Raw genomic sequence first — 23,260 nt, 5'->3', positions numbered from 1 at the left:
TCCGGAACGAAAACGGCGGGACCCGAGGTCCCGCCGTTTATTATTCGTTCATCAAGCGGGTCCAGGACCCTAGCGCAGGGTGATCTGGCCGGCCTCGAACAGCGTCTTGCAGTCGGCGGCATCGTGCTCGAGATCGCTATCGAGCAGGGTGGTGGCCACGCCCGGGCCTTCAAAGCGCGGATCGTCGCAGATGTTGTCATCGGCATAGGACGAGCTATTGTCGCCGAAATAGACGCCGGAAGAATCGTAGGGCGCGCCAAGGGCATAGTCGGCGGTGAAGACCGGCTTGATGGAGATTTCGCCACTGGCTTCGAGCGCGCGGCAATCGCTGGCATCGGCCATCACATCGCCACCTTCGAGCTTTTTGGCCATGCCCGGCCCGGTGAAGCGCCAGTCGTCGCATTGGCCGTCATTGGCCCATTCGGAGCTGTCCGATCCATAGTTGAAGAAGCCCCCTAAATCATTGACAGACTTAAGGAAAGCGGTTCCGGCCAGGAAGGCGGCGCGGCAGTCACTGGCATCGTGCAAGCGGTCCGCATCCAGGGTTTCTCCCGCTACGCCGGGCCCGGTGAAATCAGGGTCATCGCATTCCCCGTCATTGGCCCAGGTGCTGCTGTCGTCACCGAAATCGATGCGGGCGGCGATCTGTTCGAGCATGCCGGCGGAGGCAGTATTGGCCGCTGGCGCAGCCGGTGCGGCGTCGTCGCCGGCCAGGGTGATGGTGCCGTCCTCAAAGGCCTGACGACAGTCCGAGGCATCGTGCATGATATTGATATCCTCGAGCTGGCTGGCCATGCCCGAACCGACAAAACGCGGATCGTCGCATTCGAGGTCCTTGGCCCATTCGGAGCTATCGTCCCCAAAATCGATATCGCCGATCATGGCCGGGTCGCTGTCGCCCACAAGGGTTATGGTTCCGGCCTCGAAGGCGGCGCGGCAATCGGTGGCGTCGCGACCGATATCGGCGTCGAGCAGTTCGGACGCCATGGCCGAACCGGCAAAGCGCGGATCGTCGCATTCCCCGTCCTTGGCCCATTCAGAGCTGTCGTCGCCGAAGTCGATATCGTCATTGGCGGTCGTTGCGGCTGTTGTGCTCTCGGCCAGGCTTATGCTGCCGGCCTCGAAGGCGGCGCGGCAATCGGTGGCGTCGCGGCCGATATCGGTGTCGAGCAGTTCGGATGCCATTGCCGAGCCGGCAAAACGCGGATCGTCGCATTCTCCGTCATTGGCCCATTCGGAGCTGTCATCGCCAAAATCGATCTCGGTGCTGGCCTGTGCCAGGGCCGGAGCGGACAGGCCCGCCATAAGCAGCAGCGCCAGGCCCACGGCTCCCAGGCGCTTGTCAATTGCACGCATCGCTTGTTCTCCCTCAACGCTTTCTGTGACCCATTTGCGCTCACCTTATAGCGGCTTTGTGGCAGCCAGAAGTGTGAAAACTACCCGGCTTTGGCCCGATTGCGCGCTTCGCGCCTGGCAAAAAGCCAGGAGCCGAGCAGAACCATGGCGGTGCCGAGCGCATGGAACAGGGTGAATTCCTCGCCCAGCACGAGCACGGCCAGGATGATGGTGACAATGGGTCCGAAAGAGGCCGTCGAAGAGGTGGCGCGGGCACCAATACGCGAAATTCCGGCATTGAGCAGGAAGGACGGCAAAACGGTGCCGAAAATGCCCAGCGTCAGCCCAAGCGACCAGATATAGGGGGTGAAACTGCCATAGGCGGACAGGCCATCGGTTATCATGCTCTGCCCAATGGCGAGCACCGCGGCGGTGGACATGCCGATGCAGGTAAAGAGCGCGGTGCCCAGCACCAGCATCTGCCGCCTGGCCAGATGCTGGTAAAAGGCGAAGGTTATGGCGGAGCCCAGCACCAGCGCGGTGCCTGCAAACAGGCCTTGAGGACGGACGCTCAGGTTCCAGGCAAAGATAACCAGCAGGCCGCCATAGCTGAGCAACATTGCCGGGATCAGGTTCCAGCTCATGCGGTCGCCGAAGAACCAGACCCCGAACAGCAAGACAAAGAACGGATAGGTAAACAGCACCAGCCGCTCATATTGCGCCGTAACGAAGGCCAGGCCCGCGAAATCGAGATAGCTCGCAACATAATAGCCCAGGGCGCCCACGGCCATGGCGGAGAGCAGCCGCATGGGCGTGAGCAGGGTGCGCAATTGCGGATTGCGGCGCAAAAGCGAAAGCAGAATGAGCAGATAGACCGGCAGGGCCACCAGCATGCGCAAGGCAAGCGTGGCTTCGGTGGACACACCCTCGGCAAAGGCGAGCTTGATGAAGATGCCCTTGGTGGAGAACAGGGCAGCGCCGCTAAAGGCCAGGGCATAGCCGGTGATATCGATTGAGTCCGCGGAGGAGGGAGGCGAACGGGTCATGGACGGTTCTCTTTATGCCGCCCCGAGGTTTCCAGCCGGCCACCGCGAAGGCGGGCCGGTTGAAATCAAAAGCTGAATATCAGCCTTCGTCCCGGGCCCAGATGGGACCAAGAAGCAGAAGAATGGAAAGAGAAATCTGCGGGTACGAAAGCATATGGTGGTGATAAGCGCAGGCGTTTTCCGAGCCAAGCCCGGATTTGGCGATTCCGTCCAGTGTCGCGTCAGCCGCGGGGATGGGCCTTGGCATAGCTGTCCAGCAATCGCTCGGTATCGACGGCGGTGTAGATCTGGGTGGTGGAGAGACTGGCATGGCCCAGCAATTCCTGGATGGCGCGCAAGTCGCCGCCCTTGGCGAGCAGGTGGGTTGCGAAGGAATGCCTCAAAGCGTGGGGCGTGGCCGAGGGTGGCAGGCCCAGGGCCGAACGCAAATCCTGCATGCGCAATTGAATGAGACGCGGCGAGAGCACGCCGCCTCGTACACCGCGGAATAGGGGATCGTCAGGCCAGAGCTTGAAAGGGGCAAGCGAGAGATAGGTGTCGATTGTCTGCCGGACCGGGGTGATCAGCGGCACCATGCGGACCTTGCCGCCCTTGCCGGTGACGCGCAGCGTATCGGTTTCCAGATCGGCTTTTGTCAGGGCCAGCGCTTCGGAAATACGCAGGCCGGCCCCATAGCACAGTGAAATGACCGCCATGTCGCGGGCGGCAATCCAGGGGCGGTCTTCGATCTCGTCGGTGGTCTCTATGGTCCGCTTGGCCTCGACCACCGTCAGTGCCTTGGGCAGCGAGCGCGGAATTTTGGGTGTGCGGATGACGTTAAGGGCGTCGGTGGCCAGGGTGCCTTCACGTTCAAGATACCCAAAAAAACTCTTGAGCGCGGAGAGGACCCGCGCCAGCGAGCGTGAGCCAAGGCTTTCGGCGCGGCGCTGCGCCATGAAAGCCCGAATGTCGGCACCGCGCAGATCCTTGAGCGTTGCGAGCGTCACTGGTCCGGCCACATGGCCCGAGAGAAAGCTTATGAACTGGCCCAGATCGCGGCCATAGGCTTCAAGCGTCTTGGGTGCGAGGCGGCGAACCGATCCCAGTTCGCGCAGCCAGGCATCCATGCGGGCGCGGACGAATTCATCGGTGGCAAAGGCGCTGTCGGTCATGGCGGCAATTTACCGTTTCCCGGTTAGCAAACGGTAGCGTGGCAATGCCACCTCACAGATCGCTCCAATGGCGCAGATATTGCGGCGGGGCCAGGCCAAGATCGGCATAGAGATGGCCGGGCAAGGGGCGTGGCCGGCGACGCGGCCGGCTGATCGATAGGAGCCAGTCATATAGGCTGGCCTGTCCACCAATGTCCTCCACGCTGCGGGGATTTTCGTGGTGTTGTTTCGGTTGCATCGCCTGCTTCTCTCATTCGATGAACAAGGAGAACACTAGCGGAACATTGTGACAGTCAATGTCAGCAGGGGCGGCCGGAATGCATCGTCCCAAAGGTAAATCAAACGTCTATCGGTTTGGTAAACCTGCGCTTAACCGGATGGGTGGCATGGTCGCGTCAAAAGCCGGAGAGAGCCATGGGCATTCGAGAAATTGCGGGGCTGACATTGGCCACCCTGTCCATTGTCCCGGCAGCGGGCCAGGACATGAGCTTTTCTGGAGCCTGGTCCGAGAACGGGTCTTATTGGTCCGGCTATGGTGCGAGGAGCACGGAGGCCACCTCGGTCGATGGCAATTTTCGGCTGCGGGCCAGCCTGGGCGCGACCTATCTTGAGGGCAATGAATTTGTCTATTGGGGCAATTATAGAGCGAGCAAGCTGATCTGGCAGACGCTGGCGCCGGTGCTGCGGGGTAGCGTCTCGGCAGATTTGGGCTATGGCGTCAGCATTGCCGCTGAGGGTGGGGTCGCTTTACGCGGCGATTCCCACATGGTGGACTATGACTGGCTCAATGGCGACGATACATTCGAGAACTGGACCCATCGTTCTGAACACCCCGATACCCATCTGGCACATTTCTGGACCGGTTCGGCCACAGTCGGCTATGCGCTGGCCGATGTCGAAGACGCCGTCATCCGCCTGCATGGCGGCTTCCAATATACCGACGTGAAATGGGACGCGTTTGGTGGCTCCTATGTCTATAGCGATCCGGGTTTTCGCGACGACGTAGGCAATTTTGCCGAGGGCGAACCCGGTGTTTCCTATCGTCAGCAGATGCCCGAAATCTTCCTGGGCGTTGATGGCGAGCAATATTACGGCAAGCTACGGGTCGGCGGGGTGATGCGCGCCGGTCTGGTGATCGGCGCCGTGGCGACTGACGATCACTGGATGCGCGATCTGCGCTTTACCGACACGATCTATGTCCAGCCGTCGGTCGAACTGGGTCTGGATGCCGGCTACGAACTGGGCCGCAATGTCGAACTGACGCTGGCCGGGCGCTTCAGGCACATGTTTGAGCAGCGGGGTGACACCTCGTCCTACAATACGGTGTCTGGCGTCACCCAATATTACACCAATAGCGCGGCTGCCTCTTTCACCCAGGCCGAGATGACGGCGGGTCTGCGCGCGCGATTCTGATCACGCGACAAGGTTTGGCTTTGGCCGAATCGCCTGCTGCCCCTATCTATGGCGCAGGAGAACGGAACGCGCACAAACATGGTCGAAGCTGGTGGCATCGTTGCGGTAATGGTCGGGGTGGCCGTGGACGGCCCCTACAGCTATCGCGTGCCCGAAGGGATGAGCGTCGAGCGTGGCTCGATCGTCGCTGTGCCACTGGGGCCGCGCCTTATTCTGGGTGTGATCTGGGGGCCACCCAAGGACATGATCGCGCATAACCGGCTGCGGGATATTGCCCATGTCTATCCGGTGCCGCCGCTCTCGGAAGAATTGCTCAAATTGGTGGAATGGGTGGCGCGTTATACGCTGACGGCGCCGGGCCAGGTGCTGCGCGGGGTGCTGCGCTCGCCCGAGGCGCTCGATCCGCCCAAGCCGGTCATCGCCTATCGCCGCACCGGGCATGAGCCGGAAAAGCTGACCCCGGCACGCCTGCGGGTGCTCGATTGCCTGATGGACGACATGGCCTGGCCCAAGCCGGCCCTGGTCGGGGCCAGCGGTGTTTCGGCCTCGGTAATCGACGGGCTGGAGCGGGCAGGGGCCGTGGAAAAACTTGAAATGCCCGCGCCGCCTGTGGTGATGCCGCCGGACCCGGATGACAATCCGGCCAGCCTCAATCCTGAGCAGCAAAAGGCGCTGGACCAGATTCTGGCGCTCGATGCGCGTCAATTCGGCGTCGCCCTGCTCGATGGTGTCACTGGCGGCGGCAAAACGGAAGTCTTCTTCGAGGCGGTGGCCGATACGCTGCGCGCGGGGCGTCAGGCGCTGGTGCTGCTGCCCGAAATCGCATTGACCAACACTTTTATCGACCGCTTTACCCGCCGGTTTGGCACCAAACCTGCCGAATGGCATTCGGACATGACGCCGGTGCAGCGGGCCAAGGTTTGGCGCGGTGTGCTGGAGGGGACGGTCCGGGCGGTGGTCGGGGCCCGTTCGGCGCTGTTTCTGCCCTTTCGGGAACTGGGCCTTCTGGTGCTCGATGAGGAACATGATGGCGCCTATAAGCAGTCGGACGGGTTCACCTATCATGCCCGCGATATGGCCATTGTCCGGGCCAATCTGGCGCAGGCGCGGGTCGTCCTGTCTTCGGCAACGCCATCGGTGGAATCGCGCAACAATGCCAATATCGGCCGCTATGCCCATGTGACGCTGGAAAGCCGGTTCGCCGAAGCGGCCATGCCCGATGTCACGGCCATCGACATGCGAACCGACGGGCCGGAAAAGGGTGAATGGATCGCTCCGACGCTGGCGCGCGAAGTGTTCGCGGCGCTTGATCGCGGTGAGCAGGCTTTGCTGTTCCTCAATCGGCGCGGTTATGCGCCGCTGACCCTGTGCCGCTCCTGCGGCCATCAATATCAATGTCCGGACTGTTCGAGCTGGATGGTGGAGCATCGCTTTCGCGGCGTTCTGATGTGCCACCATTGCGGGCATGAAATGCGCACGCCCAAGGCTTGTGGGGAATGTGGAGACGCAGACAGCCTGGTCGCTGTCGGCCCCGGCGTCGAGCGGGTGGCGGAGGAGGCTGCGGCGCGGTTCCCCGATGCGCGGCGGGTTGTGCTCTCCACCGACATGGGCAGCCACGCCCAATTGCGGGAGCGTTTTGCCGAGATTGAGCGGGGCGATTATGACCTGATTGTCGGCACGCAACTTGTGTCCAAAGGCCACCATTTCGAGAAGCTTTCCGTTGTCGGCGTGCTCGATGCGGATCTCGGGCTGGCCCACGGCGACCCGCGGGCGGCGGAAAAGACCTTTCAAATCCTGACCCAGGTCGCCGGTCGCGCCGGCAGGGCCTCCAAGCATGGCAAGGCGTTTTTGCAGACCTATCATCCCGACCATCCGGTGATGAAAGCCATGGTGAGCGGGGATCGTGAGGCGTTCTACGCCCAGGAATTGCTGGCGCGGGAGGCTGGCGGCATGCCGCCATTCGGGCGGCTGGCTGCGCTGATCATCTCGGCCAATGAGCAGCAGACGGCCATGGCCTATGCCAAGGTGTTGCTAGCGACCGCGCCCATGGCCGATGGTGTGCGTCTGTTCGGGCCGGCCGATGCGCCGGTGGCGATGATCCGTGGCCGGCATCGTGTGCGGCTATTGGCGCAATCTGGCAAGGATTTCGATCTCTCGGGCTATATGCGCTTCTGGTTGTCCAATGCCGAGAAGCCCCGGGGCGACCTCAAGGTGCAGGTCGATATCGATCCGATGAGTTTCATGTAGGCGCACAAAATGATGTCGCGCCCAATAAAGAGCAAGACATCCTTTACCTTTCCGCCCCAATCTGCGGCAAGCCGCGGAGTGATGACCGAGGCTAGCGGCGGGCGGTGTGCTTACCCAGCCATCCCAAACCGCCCGCTGCGCCCCCTACCCCGGTCAGAAGACCGGCGGCGATCAGAAGATCACCAAGACATAATGCGAGCATATTCCTTAAGCCTTCGTAACAACGCGGGCGGCTTTGTCATGTCTGCATCCGGGCTGGTCCTATCACTGCTCACATGGCGCTCACGGCCGACCTATCCAAATTGACCTCCCGGGCCGATTGACCCGGCGGGCGGCAGCGGCGCCTTGCATCCTTCGGACCGGCTCCTGCCATTTGAGCGCAGCTCTCATGGCCTCCTCGCTACAAATCGCGCCACTGGCGCGATTTGGCCGTTGGGCTTGGCTTGTGCCACTCGACCATAGGTCTTGCGTCCTTCGGACCGCCTTCGAAGTGCGACACTTTTGTCGCGATTGAATCGGGCCGCCGTGCCTTGCATGGCGCGCTGGCCTTGTGCTAGAGGGGGCGCGATTTCCTGGGGGGTCGAGGTGTGCCCCCTTTCCGGACAAGAACAAGCGTCGGCAACGACCCGAAATTCCCTTCTGGGACGGGCCGGGACCGAAGCAGATAAACAAGAGGGTGAAGCGGCATTGGCAGCGCAAAATTCAGTGCTTACCCAGATTGCGCGGCCTTATGCGTCGGCGCTGTTCGATCTCGCCCAGAGCGAGAACCAGCTGGCATCGGTGGAAACTGGCCTTTCCGACATTTCCCGACTGATCGGTGAAAGCGACGATTTCTCGCGCTACCTCCGCTCTCCAGTCATTTCCGGCGACGTCAAGGCTTCGGCGCTCGATGCGATCCTCAATAAGGCCAAGGTCAATCCACTGGTTGGCAATTTCCTGCGCCTGGTGGCCAGGAATGGGCGCCTGTTTGCTCTCGATACCATTATTGCCGTGTTCCGCGAGCTGGCCGCTGCCGCCCGCGGCGAAGCCACGGCCGATGTGACATCTGCAGCCCCGCTGACCGATGCGCAGGCCAAGGCCCTTGCTGAAACGCTTAAGGCCAAGCTGGGCAAGACCGTCACGCTCAATCAATTCGTCGATCCCTCGCTGATCGGTGGCCTTCAGGTGAAGGTCGGCAGCCAGATGATCGATAGCTCACTCAAGACAAAACTCGCTGCGATGAAAATCGCCATGAAAGAGGTCGGATAATGGACATCAAAGCCGCGGAAATTTCTGCGATCCTCAAGGACCAGATCAAGAATTTCGGCCAGGAAGCCCAGGTTTCCGAAGTTGGTCAGGTGCTTTCCGTCGGTGACGGTATTGCCCGTGTTTATGGCCTCGACAACGTGCAGGCCGGCGAGCTTGTCGAGTTCCCCGGCGGGGTTAAGGGCATGGCCCTGAACCTGGAAGCGGACAATGTCGGCGTCGTGATCTTCGGTTCCGACCGCGCCATCAAGGAAGGCGATGTCGTTAAGCGTACCGGCGCCATCGTGGATACCCCGGTCGGTCCGGGCCTGCTCGGCCGCGTGGTCGACGGTCTGGGTAACCCGATCGATGGCAAGGGTCCGATCGAGCATACCGAGCGCAGCCGCGTTGACGTCAAGGCGCCGGGCATTCTGCCGCGTAAGTCCGTGCATGAGCCCATGTCGACCGGCCTCAAGGCCATCGACGCGCTGATCCCGATCGGCCGTGGCCAGCGTGAGCTGGTGATTGGTGACCGCCAGACCGGCAAGACCGCCATCATTCTCGATACCTTCCTCAACCAGAAGCCGGCCCATGATGCCGACGCTTCGGACACCGACAAGCTCTATTGCATCTACGTGGCTGTTGGTCAGAAGCGTTCGACCGTTGCTCAGTTCGTCAAGCAGCTTGAGGAATCGGGCGCTCTGCCCTATTCGATCGTGATTGCCGCGACTGCTTCGGACCCGGCGCCGCTCCAGTACATTGCGCCCTTCACCGGTTGCGCCATTGGTGAATGGTTCCGCGACAATGGCAAGCATGCCGTGATCGCCTATGACGACCTGACCAAGCAGGCCGTTGCCTACCGTCAGATGTCGCTGCTGCTGCGCCGCCCGCCGGGCCGCGAAGCCTATCCGGGTGACGTTTTCTACCTCCATAGCCGTCTGCTCGAACGCGCTGCCAAGATGAACGAAGACCATGGTCTTGGCTCGCTGACCGCACTGCCGGTTATCGAAACCCAGGCCAACGACGTGTCGGCCTATATCCCGACCAACGTGATTTCGATCACCGACGGCCAGATCTTCCTTGAAACCAACCTCTTCTTCCAGGGTATCCGCCCGGCCGTGAACGTTGGTCTGTCGGTGAGCCGCGTGGGCGGTTCGGCCCAGATCAAGGCGATGAAGCAGGTTGCCGGCTCGCTCAAGGGTGAGCTTTCGCAGTATCGCGAAATGGCCGCCTTCGCCCAGTTTGGTTCGGACCTTGACGCTGCTACCCAGCGCCTCCTGAACCGCGGTGCGCGCCTGACCGAGCTGCTCAAGCAGCCGCAGTTCAGCCCGCTCAAGACTGAAGAGCAGGTCGCTGTAATCTTTGCCGGCGGCCAGGGCTATCTGGATACGATCCCGGTCAACAAGGTGCAGGATTTCGAAAAGCACGTGCTCTCGAACCTGCGTGCAAAACATGCCGATCTCTTGAAGACCATCGCAGTCGAAAAGCAGCTCAGCGACGATACCCGCGCCAAGCTGAAGTCGGCACTGGACGAGATCAAGAAGACCTATTCGGCGTAAAGCCTGAAGGAGACGACAGGCAATGCCGTCGCTTAAGGACTTAAAAAACCGGATCGACTCGGTCAAATCGACCCAGAAGATCACCAAGGCCATGCAGATGGTCGCGGCGGCCAAGCTCCGTCGCGCCCAGGAAGCTGCTGAGGCTGCCCGTCCCTATGCCGAGCGCATGGGCAAGGTGCTGGCGGCGCTTGGCGCCGTTTATGATGGCCAGGAAAATGCCCCGGCACTGCTGGGTGGCACAGGCAAGGACGACGTGCACCTGCTGGTGGTTGCCACCGGTGAGCGTGGCCTGGCCGGCGGGTTCAACTCGTCGATTGCCCGTCTGGCTCGCGACCATGCCCAGAAGCTGATCAGTCAGGGTAAAACCGTCAAGATCCTGACTGTGGGCCGCAAGGGCCACGATATCCTGCGCAGGCAGTATCCGGAATTGATCGTGGATACGTTCAACTTCCGTGAAATCAAGCAGGTGGGGTTCACCCAGGCCCAGCAGGTCGCCGACAAGGTGCTCGCGCTGTTTGCCGCCGGTGAGTTTGACGTGGCCACGCTGTTCTTTGCCAAGTTCGGCTCGGTGATCAGCCAGGTCCCCACGGCGCATCAGCTCATTCCAGCCAAGCTGGAAAAGGTTGAGGCCGAGGGTGACGTCAATGCCCCGGCCGTGCCCTATGAATATGAGCCGAGCGAAGAAGCGATCGTCGAGGATCTGTTGCCGCGCAACATTTCCGTGCAGGTGCTGCGCGCGCTGCTCGAGAACTCTGCCTCGTTCTACGGCGCGCAGATGTCGGCCATGGACAATGCGACCCGCAATGCCGGCGAAATGATCAACAAGCTGCAGCTGAGCTACAACCGCCAGCGGCAGGCCCAGATCACCAAAGAACTCATCGAAATCATCTCGGGCGCGGAAGCGCTCTAACCCATCAGCGAGGACGAACAAATGGCAGAGAAGAAGGCCGGTCGCGTTTCGCAGGTCATTGGCGCCGTCGTTGACGTGGTGTTCGACGATCACCTGCCCGCCATCCTGAACGCACTTGAAACCACCAATAATGGCCAGCGCCTGGTGCTCGAAGTGGCCCAGCACCTCGGCGAGAACGCCGTGCGCACCATCGCCATGGACACGACCGAAGGTCTGGTTCGCGGCACCGAAGTGTTTGATACCGGTGCTTCGATCTCGGTGCCGGTCGGCGACGAGACCCTTGGGCGCATCATGAATGTGATTGGCGAGCCAATCGACGAAGCCGGCCCGGTTTCGACCGCTGGCCGCCGCGAGATCCACCAGGAGGCTCCCTCCTTCACCGAACAGTCCCCTGAAGCCGAAGTGCTCGTCACCGGCATCAAGGTGGTGGACCTGATCGCCCCCTATGCTCGTGGTGGTAAGATTGGTCTGTTCGGTGGCGCCGGCGTGGGCAAGACCGTGCTGATCCAGGAACTGATCAACAACGTCGCCAAGGCGCATGGTGGTTATTCGGTGTTTGCGGGCGTGGGTGAACGCACCCGCGAAGGCAACGACCTTTACCACGAAATGATCGAATCGGGCGTGAACAAGGACCCCAAAGAGCATGGTGGCTCGGCCGCCGGCTCCAAGTGCGCCCTTGTGTTCGGCCAGATGAACGAGCCTCCCGGCGCCCGCGCCCGCGTGGCTCTGACCGGTCTGACTGTCGCCGAGCACTTCCGCGATCAGGGCCAGGACGTGCTGTTCTTCGTGGACAATATCTTCCGCTTCACCCAGGCCGGCGCCGAGATGTCGGCTCTCTTGGGTCGTATTCCGTCCGCGGTGGGTTATCAGCCGACGCTGTCGACCGATATGGGCGCGATGCAGGAACGCATCACCACCACCACCAAGGGCTCGATCACCTCGGTGCAGGCCGTTTATGTGCCGGCCGACGACTTGACCGACCCGGCTCCGGCCACGACCTTTGCGCACCTTGATGCGACGACCGTTCTTAACCGTGCGATCTCGGAAAAGGGTATCTACCCCGCCGTGGACCCGCTGGCGTCGAACAGCCGTATTCTCGATGCGAATGTTGTGGGTGAAGAACACTACAACACCGCACGCGAAGTTCAGTCGATCCTGCAGAAGTACAAGGCTCTCCAGGACATCATTGCCATCCTGGGCATGGACGAACTCTCCGAAGAAGACAAGCTGACCGTGGCCCGCGCCCGCAAGATCGAGCGCTTCATGAGCCAGCCCTTCGACGTGGCCGAAGTGTTCACAGGTTCGCCAGGCGTGTTCGTGTCGCTCGAAGACACGATCAAGGGCTTCAAGGGCCTGGTGGCGGGCGACTATGATCACCTGCCGGAAGCAGCCTTCTACATGGTCGGCACCATCGAAGATGCCGTTGCCAAGGCCCAGAAGCTGGCCGCGCAGGCCGCCTAATATCGGATCGGGCCGCACTTGCGGCCCGCCATCTCGTCATGGGGCCCGGATGAGAATTCGGGCTCTTTTGCCAAAGGACCAAAAGAATGGCTGAAGGCCTCAAGATCGAGATCGTGTCTCCTGAGCGGCTGGTGCTGTCCGAAACCGTTGCATCGGTCACGGTTCCGGGCACGGAAGGCTATTTCACCGTTATGGACGACCATGCGCCGTTCATGACGACGCTGAGGCCTGGTTTCATCACTGTGACCAAGGATGGCGGCGCTGCTGATATCTATTTCGTGAAGGGCGGCTTTGCCGATGTATCGGCCATGGGGCTGACCATTCTGGCCGAGCAGTCTGTGCCCCTCTCTGAATTTGACCATGGCGACCTGCAGGCCCAGATCAAGGCGGCCGAAGAAGAGCTTAACCGCGCTGCGACGCCGGAAGACAAGTCTTATGCGCAGGCGGTGGTATCGGCATTGCTCAACCTGACAATCGAGGCGCAGCATATCGATGGTGCGCATGTGCATTAAGGCCCATGCGTCTTAGCTGAACTGAATAGGCCGCCTTTGGGCGGCCTTTTTGCCGCTCGATTGAGCATGCCGCACAGATTTTGTGCAAACAATTGATTTCAAACAAAATTTTACGATCTCAACGACTGTTTAACTCCTGACACGCACTCTCCCGAGCGGGGATGAGGCGAACCTGGCCGATAGCGGCCGGCTTATCGGGGGTACGACAATGGGATCCTTCCTGGGCAATGTCCGGCTGACTTTCGCCATTTCCGCCATGACCATCGGCGCCATCGCTGTCGCCATCCTGGCGGTGCTGGGCGGCCTCTATCTCAGCCTCAGCGGTACCGTGGCGCAAGACGCCGACAAGGCCTTACGTGACGCCACGCGCATTGCCGCTCAGATCCTCCAGGTTAATCTGCCCAGCCTCGACGTGACGGTCGATGAAACGGGTAATGTCGTGGCGATGACCGCGCGCAGCATGCCCCGCTTCCGCACGCATGACGTGATCGACTCGGTGGCCGGCGTGGCCGGGCACGACGTGGCTGTCTATGTCTATGATGCGGAAAACAGCCCCGATATGGTGGTGGGCAGCACCAGCCAGCTCGACCCCGCGGGAGAGCGCCTGATGGATGCGGCCATTGTCGCGGGCTCGTCCACATTCGAGACCCTCCAGGCAAATGAGCCGTTGCGCCTGTCGAGCCAGATGAACGGCAAGACCTATCTTTTAAGCTACAGGCCGATTGCGACGGCGGAGGGCGCGGTCATTGGCGCCCTGATGGTCGCGGTCGATCAGGGACCGATTGTTGCGGTGCTGAGCCAGTCGATGATGGTTCTGGGCGGCATAGGCGCCATCGGCATGGTGCTGACGGCTATCGGAGCAGTGTTGGTCGCTCGCAAGTTGATGCGACCCATTCCGGAACTGAGCAAGGTCATGGACCAATTGGCCGCTGGGGACCTGGATCTGGCCGTGCCCTACACGGCGCGCCGCAATGAGATCGGCGCCATGGCGCGAGCCCTGGAAGTGTTCCGGACCAGCGGCAAAGAAAAGGCGATGCTCGATGCGCAGGCCAGGCGCCATCTGGCTGAAGCGGTCGACCACACCGGCCAGTTGCAGGCGATTTCGCGCAGTCAGCTTGTGGTGGAATTTGCTCTCGACGGCACCGTCCAGACCGCCAATGACAATTTCCTGCAGCTATTGGGCTATGAGCTTGAGGATATTGTGGGCCGGCCCAACGCCCAGTTCCTGTTCGACGCCGATCCCGCCAGCGACAGCTATCGCCAGTTCTGGCAGCAACTGGCTGCTGGCGAATTCAAGAGCGGCGAATATCGCCGCCGCCGCAAAGACGGCAGCGAAGTCTGGATCCAGAGCACGTTCACGCCCATTTCGGACACTGATGGCAAGGCCTATAAGGTTGTGCAGTTCGCCACCGATGTGACAGCGCGCAAGCGGTCCGTTGCGGCCATTGGCGCGGGGCTGAAACAGCTCTCCGAGGGTGATCTCACCAGCGCTATTGCCACGCCATTCCCGCCCGAATTTGAAGATCTGCGAGTGGCTCTTAACGGCACTGTTATGCGCTTTGCCGATGTGGTCGGGCAATTGCGGACCACGACGCGATCCCTGCGTACGGCCAGCGGCGAATTGCTGTCCGGCGCCAATGATCTTTCCGAGCGTACCACCCGGCAGGCCGCAACGATCGAGGAGACCTCGGCGGCCATGGAGGAACTGGCGGGCACCGTGGCCAGCAATGCCGGCATGGCCGAACAAGCCGCGGAAAAGGCCGAGACGGTGTCAAAAGCGGCAGCAGAAAGCGGCTCGGTCATGGGCGAGGCCAATGGGGCCATGGAGCGCATTACCCAGTCTTCTGCCAAGATTTCCAATATTATCGGTATGATCGACGATATTGCGTTCCAGACCAATCTGCTCGCCCTCAATGCTTCGGTGGAAGCGGCAAGGGCTGGCGATGCAGGGAAGGGTTTCGCGGTGGTGGCTGTGGAAGTGCGGCGTTTGGCGCAAAGCGCCGCGCAGGCTTCGTCCGAGGTCAAGGCTCTGGTTGAAATGAGCGCCGAAGAGGTCAAGGGCGGATCGGGGCTCGTTGCTGCGGCGAGCGAGAAGCTCAAGGCTATGCTCGAAGCGGTGCAAGAGAATAGCGAATTGGTGCGATCCATTGCCCGGGCCAGCCGCGAACAAGCAGCGTCTATTGAAGAGGTCAGTTCCGCCGTCCGTACACTGGACCAGATGACCCAGCACAATGCGTCGCTCGTGGAAGAAACCAATGCAGTTATCGAGCAAACGGAAGGCCAAACCCGGGCGCTCGATGGGATCGTGGATATTTTCAAAATGGCTGACGAGCCGGGCGAGCCAAAGGCGGTCGCAAGGCGATCACGAGCCGCCTGAATTGATAACTTCCACCCGAGCAGGAATTCATCCTCCGTTTACGCAATAATCCTAACCTACTTTCCGAAGTCGGTTGCCCTTGCCGAACTGAGGAGAAGATTATGCCAAATCACCTGTTGCGTGCAGGTCTGCTAGCTCTGCTTGCAGGCGCCGGTCTGAGCGTTACCGCACCGCTGGCGCAGGATGAATTCACCGCGCCCCTGACGGCCCTGGCGGAAGGCGACATCGCCGCGTTTGCCAGCAATTCCGTACTGATCGACGCGATTACCGCCCAGAACGCAATCACGGGTGCTTATGATCAAGCTCAGATCGATGCATTGGATCAGCAGTGGCGCGCCGAAGTGGGCGCGTCCAGCCGGCCGCTGATTGATGCGACCCTGGCCAATGCCGCGTCGCAATATCTGGCAGAGGTGCAGGAAGCATCTGCCGGCAAATATACCGAAATCTTCGCCATGGATGCCAAGGGCCTTAACGTTGCCCAAAGCACGCTGACCTCCGACTACTGGCAGGGCGACGAGGACAAGTTTACGGCCAGCTATGGGGCGGGTGCAGGTGCGGTCCATATCGGCGAGATCGAGCAGGACGAAAGCACCCAGGCCTTCCAGAGCCAGGTCTCTATCCCAATTACGGATCCGGCCAGTGGTGCGCTGATCGGCGCAATCACCGTAGGCGTGGACGTTTCCATGCTTTGATCTTGTTGCGGCGGCCAGAAGGCCGCCGCAGTCCTCTTTACCGTCAGGTCATTGGCTATGTTTAAACTCACTCTCGCCCGTAAGATCGTCGGATTGGTGCTGCTCGCTTTCGTGATTGGTGCCGCCGCCATAAGCTATGTGGGGGCCAGCCAGAACGCGACCCTTCTGCGAGCGGAACTGGAGCGGGCCAATGTGACGGTCTCGATGGCCGGTACAGAGCAATTGGCTGGCGGTATTCGGTTTGGTAAGGCGGATTCTGTTTTGGCTGCCTATGAAGGGCTCACCGAGTCTCTAGGCGATCAGTTTGCGGCCGGCGCCAGCTACGGCCTGCAAGGCAATATGATAGCCGGAACGGCTCAGGACGCCGACACACAAGCCGCGCTCGACGCCGTGGCTTCCGAGGCTCTTAAAAATGACGCTGTAGACATGAACACTGTTGGCGCCATCGCCTATGTGGCGGTGCCCGCCCATTTCGGTCCAGACAAGGCCGTGGTCGGGGTGGCTGCCTTTGCCTGGGACATGAGTGAGAGCCTTGCGCGCCAAAGCCAGACGCTGGTCACATCCGGGCTGGTTGGGGCTGTGGTCATTGTTCTAGCCGTCGCCGCCTTGGCATTCTTTATCAGCCGAACAGTTACCGGACCGCTTCTGGGTCTGGTCCGGTGCGCGTCTGGCATTGCTGCCGACCCCGGTTCGGTCGACACGGTACCTGCTTCCGGGCGAGGCGACGAATTGGGCGAGATGGCCCGCGCCATTGCCGTGTTCCGTGACAATGGTCTCAAGGTCAGCGAGATGGATAAGGCGGAGGCCGCGCAAAAAGCGCGTGCCGAGGCCGAACGCGCTGAAATGATGGCTGCCCTGCATGCGGCGTTTGGCGCGGTGGTGGATGCTGCCGTCGCGGGTGATTTTTCCAAGCGCGTCGAAACCAGTTTTCCCGATACAGAACTCAATGCTCTGGCTCAAAGCGTCAACAGTCTGGTGACCACTGTTGATTCGGGCCTCACTGAGACCAGTTCCGTTCTGGCGGCGCTCGCCGATACAGATCTGACCAAACGCATGAGCGGCCAGTATAGCGGTGCCTTTGGCGAACTGGCTCAAAACACCAATACCGTGGCCGAGCGCCTGACCAATGTTGTCGAACAATTGCGCGCAACTTCTGGCGCCCTGAAAGTTGCCACCAGTGAAATTCTCGCCGGTGCCAATGATCTGAGCGAGCGCACCACCCGGCAGGCAGCCACCATCGAGGAAACCTCGGCCGCGGTGGAGCAGTTGGCGAGCACTGTTGGCACTAATGCCAGCCAGGCCACTGATGCTTCAAGCAAGGTTGAGGCCGTGCTGCGTTCCGCTGACAATGGCGGCGCGGTCATGGGGCGCGCCACCGAGGCCATGGATCAGATTACCCAATCTTCCAGTGAGATATCCTCGATCATCGGTCTGATCGATGATATTGCCTTCCAGACCAATCTTTTGGCCCTCAACGCCTCGGTGGAAGCGGCACGGGCCGGTGATGCCGGCAAAGGCTTCGCCGTGGTTGCTGTGGAAGTGCGACGCCTGGCGCAGTCGGCGGCCTCGGCGTCTTCCGACATCAAGGCATTGATCGACAAATCCGTAGGCGAAGTGGCCCAGGGCTCGCGTCTGGTCGCAGAGGCTGCCGAGCAATTGTCGGTGGTGCGTGAAGCGGTGAGAGCGAACTCCGCGCTTCTCGAAGGCATAGCGCAGGCTAGCCGTGAACAGGCCAATGCCATTGACGAAGTCAATATTGCCATTCGTCAGATGGACGAGATTACGCAGCACAATGCCGCCTTGGTTGAGGAAACCAATGCGGCCATCGAACAGACTGAGGCTCAGGCGGTGAAGCTGGACAGTATTGTATCGGTGTTTAAGCTCGACGATCGCGTGGTGGCGGCGCGCCAGGCGGCCTGAGCTCAGGCCAGAGCCGCGTGCACCAGAGCCCGGGCGTGCAGGTTGGTTGTATCGTAGGTGGGCAGGGTGCTGGTGCTGTCATCGATCAGCATGCCGATTTCGGTGCAGCCCAGAATCACGGCCTGGGCGCCGCGGGCCGCCATCCGGTCGATGGCCGACTGATAGATGCGGCGGGACTCCTCGCGCACAATCCCTTTGCACAGCTCCTCATAGATGATGCCGTTGAGATTGGTGTGGTCCACGTCGGGCACCAGCACCGTCAGGCCGTGGCTGACGAGACGGCTCTTGTAGAAATCCATTTCCATGGTGAAACGCGTGCCCAAGAGCCCTACCGTGTCATAGCCGTCGGCGAGCAGGGCCTGCGCGGTAGGATCGGCAATATGGATGAAGGGCAGATCGACGCCATCGAGCATGATGTCGGCGACGATATGCATGGTATTGGTGGCTAGCCCGAGGATTTCGGCGCCGGCCTTCACAAGGCCCTTGGCTGCCGAATTGAGTTGCCGTCCGGCCGCATCCCAGTCGCCGGATGCCTGCATTTGGGCGATCGGAGCGAAATCCAGCGAATGCATGATGACGGGCGCCGAGTGCAGGCCACCGAGCCCTCTTGCCGTTTCCTCGTTGAGAATGCGGTAGTAGTGGGCGCTGGATTCCCAGCTCATGCCCCCGATCAGGCCGATGGTTTTCATGATCGTCTCACGTGTGGGTAAACCGCTGCGGGATATCGCCGAAGGCTTCGACGACCTTTTCATAGGCGGCGCGTTTGAACGGCACGATCAAGGATGGCGCGCGGCTGAGTTTTTCCCAGCGCCAGGCGTCAAATTCGGCCTCATGCTTGCCGCCATCGGGCTCAGCAATGTCGATTTCGCTCTCATCCCCGGTAAAGGCGAAGGCGAACCAGCGCTGACGTTGTCCGCGATATTTGCCTTTCCAGGCCTTACCCAACGCGTCATCGGGCAGGTCGTAGAAAATCCATTCCGGCGCCTCGGCGAGCAGGCTCACCGAGGTTATGTTGGTTTCCTCGCGCAACTCTCGCAGGGCGGCCTTGAGCGGGTCCTCGCCCCTGTCAATGCCGCCTTGGGGCATCTGCCAGGCCGAGCCGTGTTCGGCGGACTGATCTGGGTCGCCCGCGGATTTGCGATGACCCAGCAAGACATTGCCATGGGGATTGAACACGGCGATGCCCACACAATCGCGATAGGGAAGGGATTCACGGTCCGGCCGGCTATTGGTCATCGATCTACTCAGGTTCTTTGGGGGCATGATCGTATTTCCTCCCGGGCGTCTGGCCCGGTCCGGTGACCATGTGTTATTTCATCAACGCGCTGACCGGAACCAGCGCAATTCCCTTGGCGTCGAGTTCTCGCGCCCATTCGGACACGGCCTGCACCGAAATGGGCAGCGCACTGACAATACCAATGGCGCCGCCACTTTCCATGGCCTCGGCCTCAAGGCTGGCAAGCGCTGAGAGAATAGAGGCGCGGGCAGGATTGGCATCGATCACCGCGCCGGCGCGGGCAAAGGGTACCTTGTTGGCTCCGGCGAGCTGAGCGGCAACGGAGCGGTTGGACGAACCATCATCCAGATAACCCAAGCCGCGCGCGCCCAGCTCTTCCATGATCGGGCCCATGTCGGTGGCCGAGGCGGTAAAGCGGGCGCCCATATTGTTGATCACGCCAAAATAGCCGCCGAAGCGCGCCATCAGCCAGAACAGCTTTTCAAGATTGTCGCGCGGCGTTTCGCCCGTCAGCATGGTATGCGGGCCCGGATCGTTCTGAGGGTAGTCGAAGGGCTCCAAGGGCACTTCGAGCATGACTTCATGGCCGGCGGTTCGCGCTGCCGCTACGGTATTGACCAGGGAGCGGCCATAGGGCGCAAAGGCCAGGCTCACCTCGTCGGGCAATTGATCGATCGCGTCGAGCGAGCCTTGTTCATTGATGCCCAGACCTGTCACGACGATGGCGATCATGGGGTGTCCCGCCGTCAAGGCTGCGCCGGCATCACGCCGATAGGCCAGGAACGGTGTCAGCCCGGTGCCGGACATGCGGGGGATGGCGCCATGGGCCGTTTCCTCGCTGAGGTCGGGCAGCATGCCGAACTGGTCCGGTCGCTCTCCGGGACTGGTGCCCATACCCGGGGCGGGCACCGCAATGATCGAGCCGTCGGCCGGGAATTGCCCAGGGTCGGCGGTAATGGTGGCCGGCCCGGTCGCCACATTATTGGCCACTGAATTGCCATTGCGTGTTGAGGTGATCGCCACTTCCAGGCTCGGGCGGCCGCCATCGGGATCGTCCACCAATATCAGGCGCAACGCAACGCCGCCAACTATCAGGAGGATGACGACCACAAGCAGGCGGGCGAGCGGAAAGTGAAATTTTGCCGCGCGTTCCCTGTTCCGGCGACGACGTCCGGTGAGCGGTGTGGACAGATCATCGGCCATTCGCGCTTTGCTCATCCCCGGCTGGCAATAGTACGGGATGCGGCACGAATCATGCCGCATCCCAGTCTATCATGGCGCGCTTTCATTCGCCGCTGGGCGGGTAGGCCGGATCGGTTTCCTCGCCCATGATCAGTCGGATGGCATATTGAAGCTGGGTGTCCTCCGCCCTGTCGGCCGGGATATAGACCGAGGAACCAACGGTTGATTCCTCCTGGCCCTCAATGGTGATATGCCCGGCCAACCCGGCCTCGCCAATAATTTCGTCGCGGCCCTGGAGCTCCTCGGGCACCACCTGGCGCACCTCGATATCGGGCGTGATGCCCAGCGCCTGAATCGACCGATTATTGGGCGTGTAGTAGCGCGCGGTGGTTAAGCGCATGGCGCCGTCCGGGCCCAGCGAAATGATGGATTGCACCGAGCCCTTGCCGAAGGAACGGGTGCCGACAAGGGTGGCCCGCTTATGGTCCTGCAGGGCACCGGCGACGATCTCGGACGCGGAGGCCGAGCCACCATTGATCAGCACCACCAGGGGCACATCGGCGAGGCGCGCATCAAGCGGATCGGGCGCGGCATCGTAGCGGGCGCTTTCGCTTTCCGTGCGGCCACGGGTCAGGACCACGGCACCGCGCTTTAGGAAGGCGTCAGCCACATAGACGGACTGATCGACAAGGCCGCCGGGATTGTTGCGCAGATCCAGAATTATGCCCTTGGGCGGCACATCGCTGCGCTCTTTATAGATATCTTCAATGGCCCGCTCGATGCCGACAAAGGCCTGTTCGGAGAAGCGTGACAACCGCAACAGGGCGACATCGCCATCGCCCTCGGTTTCTCCGCCCTCCATGGACCAGCGCACGGCCCGCATGGAAATGATGCCACGGGTCAGCTCGAACTCCAGCGGATCGCTGACGCCTTCGCGATAAACGGTAAGCTTGACCTTGGTGCCAACCTCGCCGCGCATTTTTTCGACGGCCTCGTCCTGGGTCATGCCCTGGACGGCCGCACCGTCGATCTCGACGATCAGATCGTTGGAGAGGATGCCGGCGCGGGCGGCGGGTGTGTCATCAATGGGAGAGACAACCTTGATCAGGCCTTCCTCCATGATGATTTCCACGCCCAGGCCACCAAACTGGCCCGACGTGTCCTCGCGCATATCGGCATATTCGACCGGCGGCAGATAGCCCGAATGCGGGTCGAGCGAGGTCAGCATGCCCTGGATGGCAGCTCGGATCAGTTCCTGCTCGTCGGGTGGGTCGACATATTCGGCGCGGATGCGATCGAAGATTTCTCCGAACAGGTTGAGGTCGGAATAGATTTCGAGGGGATCGCGCGGCGCCGCAGCGCGCTCGGCGGCGGTCGGCTCGGCCTGTTCACCACTGGGATTGGGCTCGATTTGTTCCTCCACCGGTGCCGGATCGGCCGGAGCCTGGTCCTGAGCGATCAGCACGGTGGCGGGGACCAGCACTGCCGCGGCAATGGCGGCAAGGCGAAGGATGGGCAGGCGCATGGATATCTTATCCCGTCTGTTCTTGTCTGGCCCACCACCCGGCCGGGTCGAAAGGCTCGTTGTTTTCTCGCAGCTCAATATAGAGGGTCGGCTGGTCGTTTCCAGCTTTGGTCCCCACGGTTCGTCCAATTGTGCGTGATCCCATGGTGCCGAGCGGCTCGCCCATTTGCACGAATTGGCCGATTTCGGCCGTGATGGCGCCCAGACCCGCCAGCAGAGCGGTGTAGCCGCTGCCGGCATTGAGAATGACGATCTGGCCATAATTGAGGTAAGGGCCCTTATAGAGGACCCAACCATCTGCCGGGGCCAACACCTGGGCGTCTGCACGGGTGACGACCGATTGGCCCTGGGAAATGCCGCCGCGCCCATCATTGGCACCGAAATCGACCACGGTCACGCCATTGGCGGGGGGCACCAGATAGCCCCGCGCCAGCGGGAAGGGCACGGCGGGCTGAGTGCGGGCCGCGTCGGCAAAGGCGAGTTCGATGGCCTCGGGCGAAAGCTGGGGCAGGTCCGGATCGGCGGTCGTCGGTGCCGCCGTCGCTCCGGCCGCTGCGCGCTCCGAGAGCGCGCCGATCAGTTCACGCAATGTGCTGGCGCGTTCGGCCAGGGCAATGGCTTCGGCTTCCTCGGCCTGCAGCTCGACACTCATCTGGTCGATGCCGACCTTGCGTGCAGCGATCAGCGTGGCGATGCGCAATTGCTCTTCCTCGAGCACCTCATGATTGGCCTTGAGGGTCTCTTCTTCAGCGAGGGCGGCCTGCTTGATCTCGGTCAGGGCCTGCAGGTCGGCGGCCACCGCATCGGCGCGCTGGCGCAATTGCGGGAGAATGGCCGCGATCAGCATGGCGCCGCGCGCAGAGCCCAGAGCATCGCCGGGATCGACGATCAAGGCCGGGGGCGGATTGAGGGAAATGCGTTCGAGCGCGGCCAGGACATTGGCGATTTCTGTGTCGGCGCCATCAAGCCGTCCCCGCACTTCGAGTTCGCGCACGATCAGATCGGAAATGCGCTGTTCGACATCGGCGACTTCGATTTCGGCCAGCTTCACGCGCTGCGCGGCGGCGATCAGGGCGGCATTCTGCTGGGTCCTGTCGCCCTCCATGGCGGCGATTTCGGCCTTGAGTGCATCGATCCGCTCCCGGCTGAGGGAGAGCGTGGCTTCCACTTCGGCCAGGTCGGCGGCATTATTGGCGGCGGGGTCTGCGGTCTCATCGACGAGCGTTGCCGGATCGTCTACCGGTTCGGCCCCTGCCTCGGGCGCGGCACTGTCCTGGGCCGGTTCAAGCGGCAGGGATGGCCGCAATTGGACATCGGATGCCGGATCGGCGGTTGCGTCGGTCTGGGCCATAATGGGCCAGGCCAGGCATCCAGCCACCAGTGTGCCCGCCAGCAGGGCCGCTACACGATTTGCCGGCCGCTGGGGCATGGCGTCTCCAGAATAAGGGCAGGGCCCCCGAATCAATGCG

General features: G+C 61.7%; 19 protein-coding genes. 10 read left to right on the top strand and 9 right to left on the bottom strand.

The window, feature by feature from the left end; all coding sequences use genetic code 11:
- Window positions 1-69: 69 nt before the first annotated feature.
- The 4 genes from V8Z65_RS16845 to V8Z65_RS16830 all read right to left on the bottom strand — a co-directional run bounded on the left by V8Z65_RS16845 (window position 70) and on the right by V8Z65_RS16830 (window position 3,770).
- Window positions 70-1,356, bottom strand: a complete 1,287-nt coding sequence (locus V8Z65_RS16845; protein WP_338721303.1) for a hypothetical protein — start codon at window positions 1,354-1,356, stop codon at window positions 70-72.
- Window positions 1,357-1,436: 80 nt separating this feature from the next.
- Window positions 1,437-2,381, bottom strand: coding sequence for a DMT family transporter (locus V8Z65_RS16840; protein WP_338721302.1), 945 nt, complete (start codon window positions 2,379-2,381; stop codon window positions 1,437-1,439).
- Between the two features lie 221 nt (window positions 2,382-2,602).
- Complete coding sequence (locus V8Z65_RS16835; RefSeq protein ID WP_338721301.1) at window positions 2,603-3,532, bottom strand: tyrosine recombinase XerC; 930 nt, start codon at window positions 3,530-3,532, stop codon at window positions 2,603-2,605.
- Window positions 3,533-3,584: 52 nt separating this feature from the next.
- Window positions 3,585-3,770: a hypothetical protein gene (locus tag V8Z65_RS16830; RefSeq protein ID WP_338721300.1), complete on the bottom strand. Its 186-nt coding sequence runs from the start codon at window positions 3,768-3,770 to the stop codon at window positions 3,585-3,587.
- Between the two features lie 176 nt (window positions 3,771-3,946).
- On the opposite strand from V8Z65_RS16830, the gene V8Z65_RS16825 reads away from it, so the two are divergent.
- The 10 genes from V8Z65_RS16825 to V8Z65_RS16780 all read left to right on the top strand — a co-directional run bounded on the left by V8Z65_RS16825 (window position 3,947) and on the right by V8Z65_RS16780 (window position 17,847).
- Entirely contained in the window at window positions 3,947-4,945 is a 999-nt protein-coding gene (locus V8Z65_RS16825; protein WP_338721299.1) for an omptin family outer membrane protease, read from the top strand.
- Window positions 4,946-5,023: 78 nt separating this feature from the next.
- Window positions 5,024-7,192, top strand: coding sequence for a primosomal protein N' (locus V8Z65_RS16820; protein ID WP_338721298.1), 2,169 nt, complete (start codon window positions 5,024-5,026; stop codon window positions 7,190-7,192).
- A gap of 687 nt (window positions 7,193-7,879) precedes the next feature.
- Window positions 7,880-8,440, top strand: a complete 561-nt coding sequence (locus tag V8Z65_RS16815) for a F0F1 ATP synthase subunit delta (RefSeq protein ID WP_338721297.1) — start codon at window positions 7,880-7,882, stop codon at window positions 8,438-8,440.
- Window positions 8,440-9,975, top strand: coding sequence for a F0F1 ATP synthase subunit alpha (atpA, locus tag V8Z65_RS16810; protein ID WP_338721296.1), 1,536 nt, complete (start codon window positions 8,440-8,442; stop codon window positions 9,973-9,975). The genes V8Z65_RS16815 and atpA overlap by 1 nt, the downstream gene beginning before the upstream one ends.
- A 22-nt stretch (window positions 9,976-9,997) precedes the next feature.
- Window positions 9,998-10,885, top strand: a complete 888-nt coding sequence (locus tag V8Z65_RS16805) for a F0F1 ATP synthase subunit gamma (protein WP_338721295.1) — start codon at window positions 9,998-10,000, stop codon at window positions 10,883-10,885.
- 21 nt (window positions 10,886-10,906) lie between these two features.
- Window positions 10,907-12,346, top strand: coding sequence for a F0F1 ATP synthase subunit beta (gene atpD, locus V8Z65_RS16800; RefSeq protein WP_338721294.1), 1,440 nt, complete (start codon window positions 10,907-10,909; stop codon window positions 12,344-12,346).
- An 86-nt stretch (window positions 12,347-12,432) separates the two neighbouring features.
- Complete coding sequence (locus V8Z65_RS16795) at window positions 12,433-12,858, top strand: F0F1 ATP synthase subunit epsilon (RefSeq protein ID WP_338721293.1); 426 nt, start codon at window positions 12,433-12,435, stop codon at window positions 12,856-12,858.
- 208 nt (window positions 12,859-13,066) lie between these two features.
- Complete coding sequence (locus V8Z65_RS16790; protein ID WP_338721292.1) at window positions 13,067-15,235, top strand: methyl-accepting chemotaxis protein; 2,169 nt, start codon at window positions 13,067-13,069, stop codon at window positions 15,233-15,235.
- Window positions 15,236-15,336: 101 nt separating this feature from the next.
- The gene (locus V8Z65_RS16785) at window positions 15,337-15,927 is read left to right on the top strand and encodes a hypothetical protein (protein ID WP_338721291.1); all 591 of its coding nucleotides are present in this window, start codon (window positions 15,337-15,339) and stop codon (window positions 15,925-15,927) included.
- Window positions 15,928-15,984: 57 nt separating this feature from the next.
- Entirely contained in the window at window positions 15,985-17,847 is a 1,863-nt protein-coding gene (locus tag V8Z65_RS16780) for a methyl-accepting chemotaxis protein (protein WP_338721290.1), read from the top strand.
- 2 nt (window positions 17,848-17,849) lie between these two features.
- Here V8Z65_RS16780 and V8Z65_RS16775 read toward each other — a convergent pair whose 3' ends face one another.
- From V8Z65_RS16775 to V8Z65_RS16755, 5 genes are all read right to left on the bottom strand, one after another.
- Window positions 17,850-18,536 (bottom strand): aspartate/glutamate racemase family protein, encoded by a 687-nt coding sequence (locus V8Z65_RS16775; protein ID WP_338721289.1) that lies wholly within the window; start codon window positions 18,534-18,536, stop codon window positions 17,850-17,852.
- A gap of 7 nt (window positions 18,537-18,543) precedes the next feature.
- A complete protein-coding gene (locus tag V8Z65_RS16770) occupies window positions 18,544-19,083 on the bottom strand; it encodes an RNA pyrophosphohydrolase (protein WP_338721288.1) in 540 nt (179 codons plus the stop codon).
- A 73-nt stretch (window positions 19,084-19,156) separates the two neighbouring features.
- Window positions 19,157-20,287 carry a divergent polysaccharide deacetylase family protein gene (locus tag V8Z65_RS16765; RefSeq protein ID WP_338721287.1) on the bottom strand — a complete coding sequence of 377 codons (1,131 nt, stop codon included), beginning with the start codon at window positions 20,285-20,287 and terminating at the stop codon, window positions 19,157-19,159.
- A gap of 82 nt (window positions 20,288-20,369) precedes the next feature.
- On the bottom strand, window positions 20,370-21,791 hold the full coding sequence (locus V8Z65_RS16760; RefSeq protein ID WP_338721286.1) for a S41 family peptidase: 1,422 nt from the start codon (window positions 21,789-21,791) through the stop codon (window positions 20,370-20,372).
- 7 nt (window positions 21,792-21,798) lie between these two features.
- Window positions 21,799-23,220, bottom strand: coding sequence for a peptidoglycan DD-metalloendopeptidase family protein (locus V8Z65_RS16755; protein WP_338721285.1), 1,422 nt, complete (start codon window positions 23,218-23,220; stop codon window positions 21,799-21,801).
- Window positions 23,221-23,260: the final 40 nt, after the last annotated feature.

The sequence above is a fragment of the Devosia sp. XK-2 genome (assembly GCF_037113415.1).
Taxonomy (GTDB): Bacteria; Pseudomonadota; Alphaproteobacteria; order Rhizobiales; family Devosiaceae; genus Devosia.
This window is presented reverse-complemented; position numbering and strand designations above follow the sequence as displayed.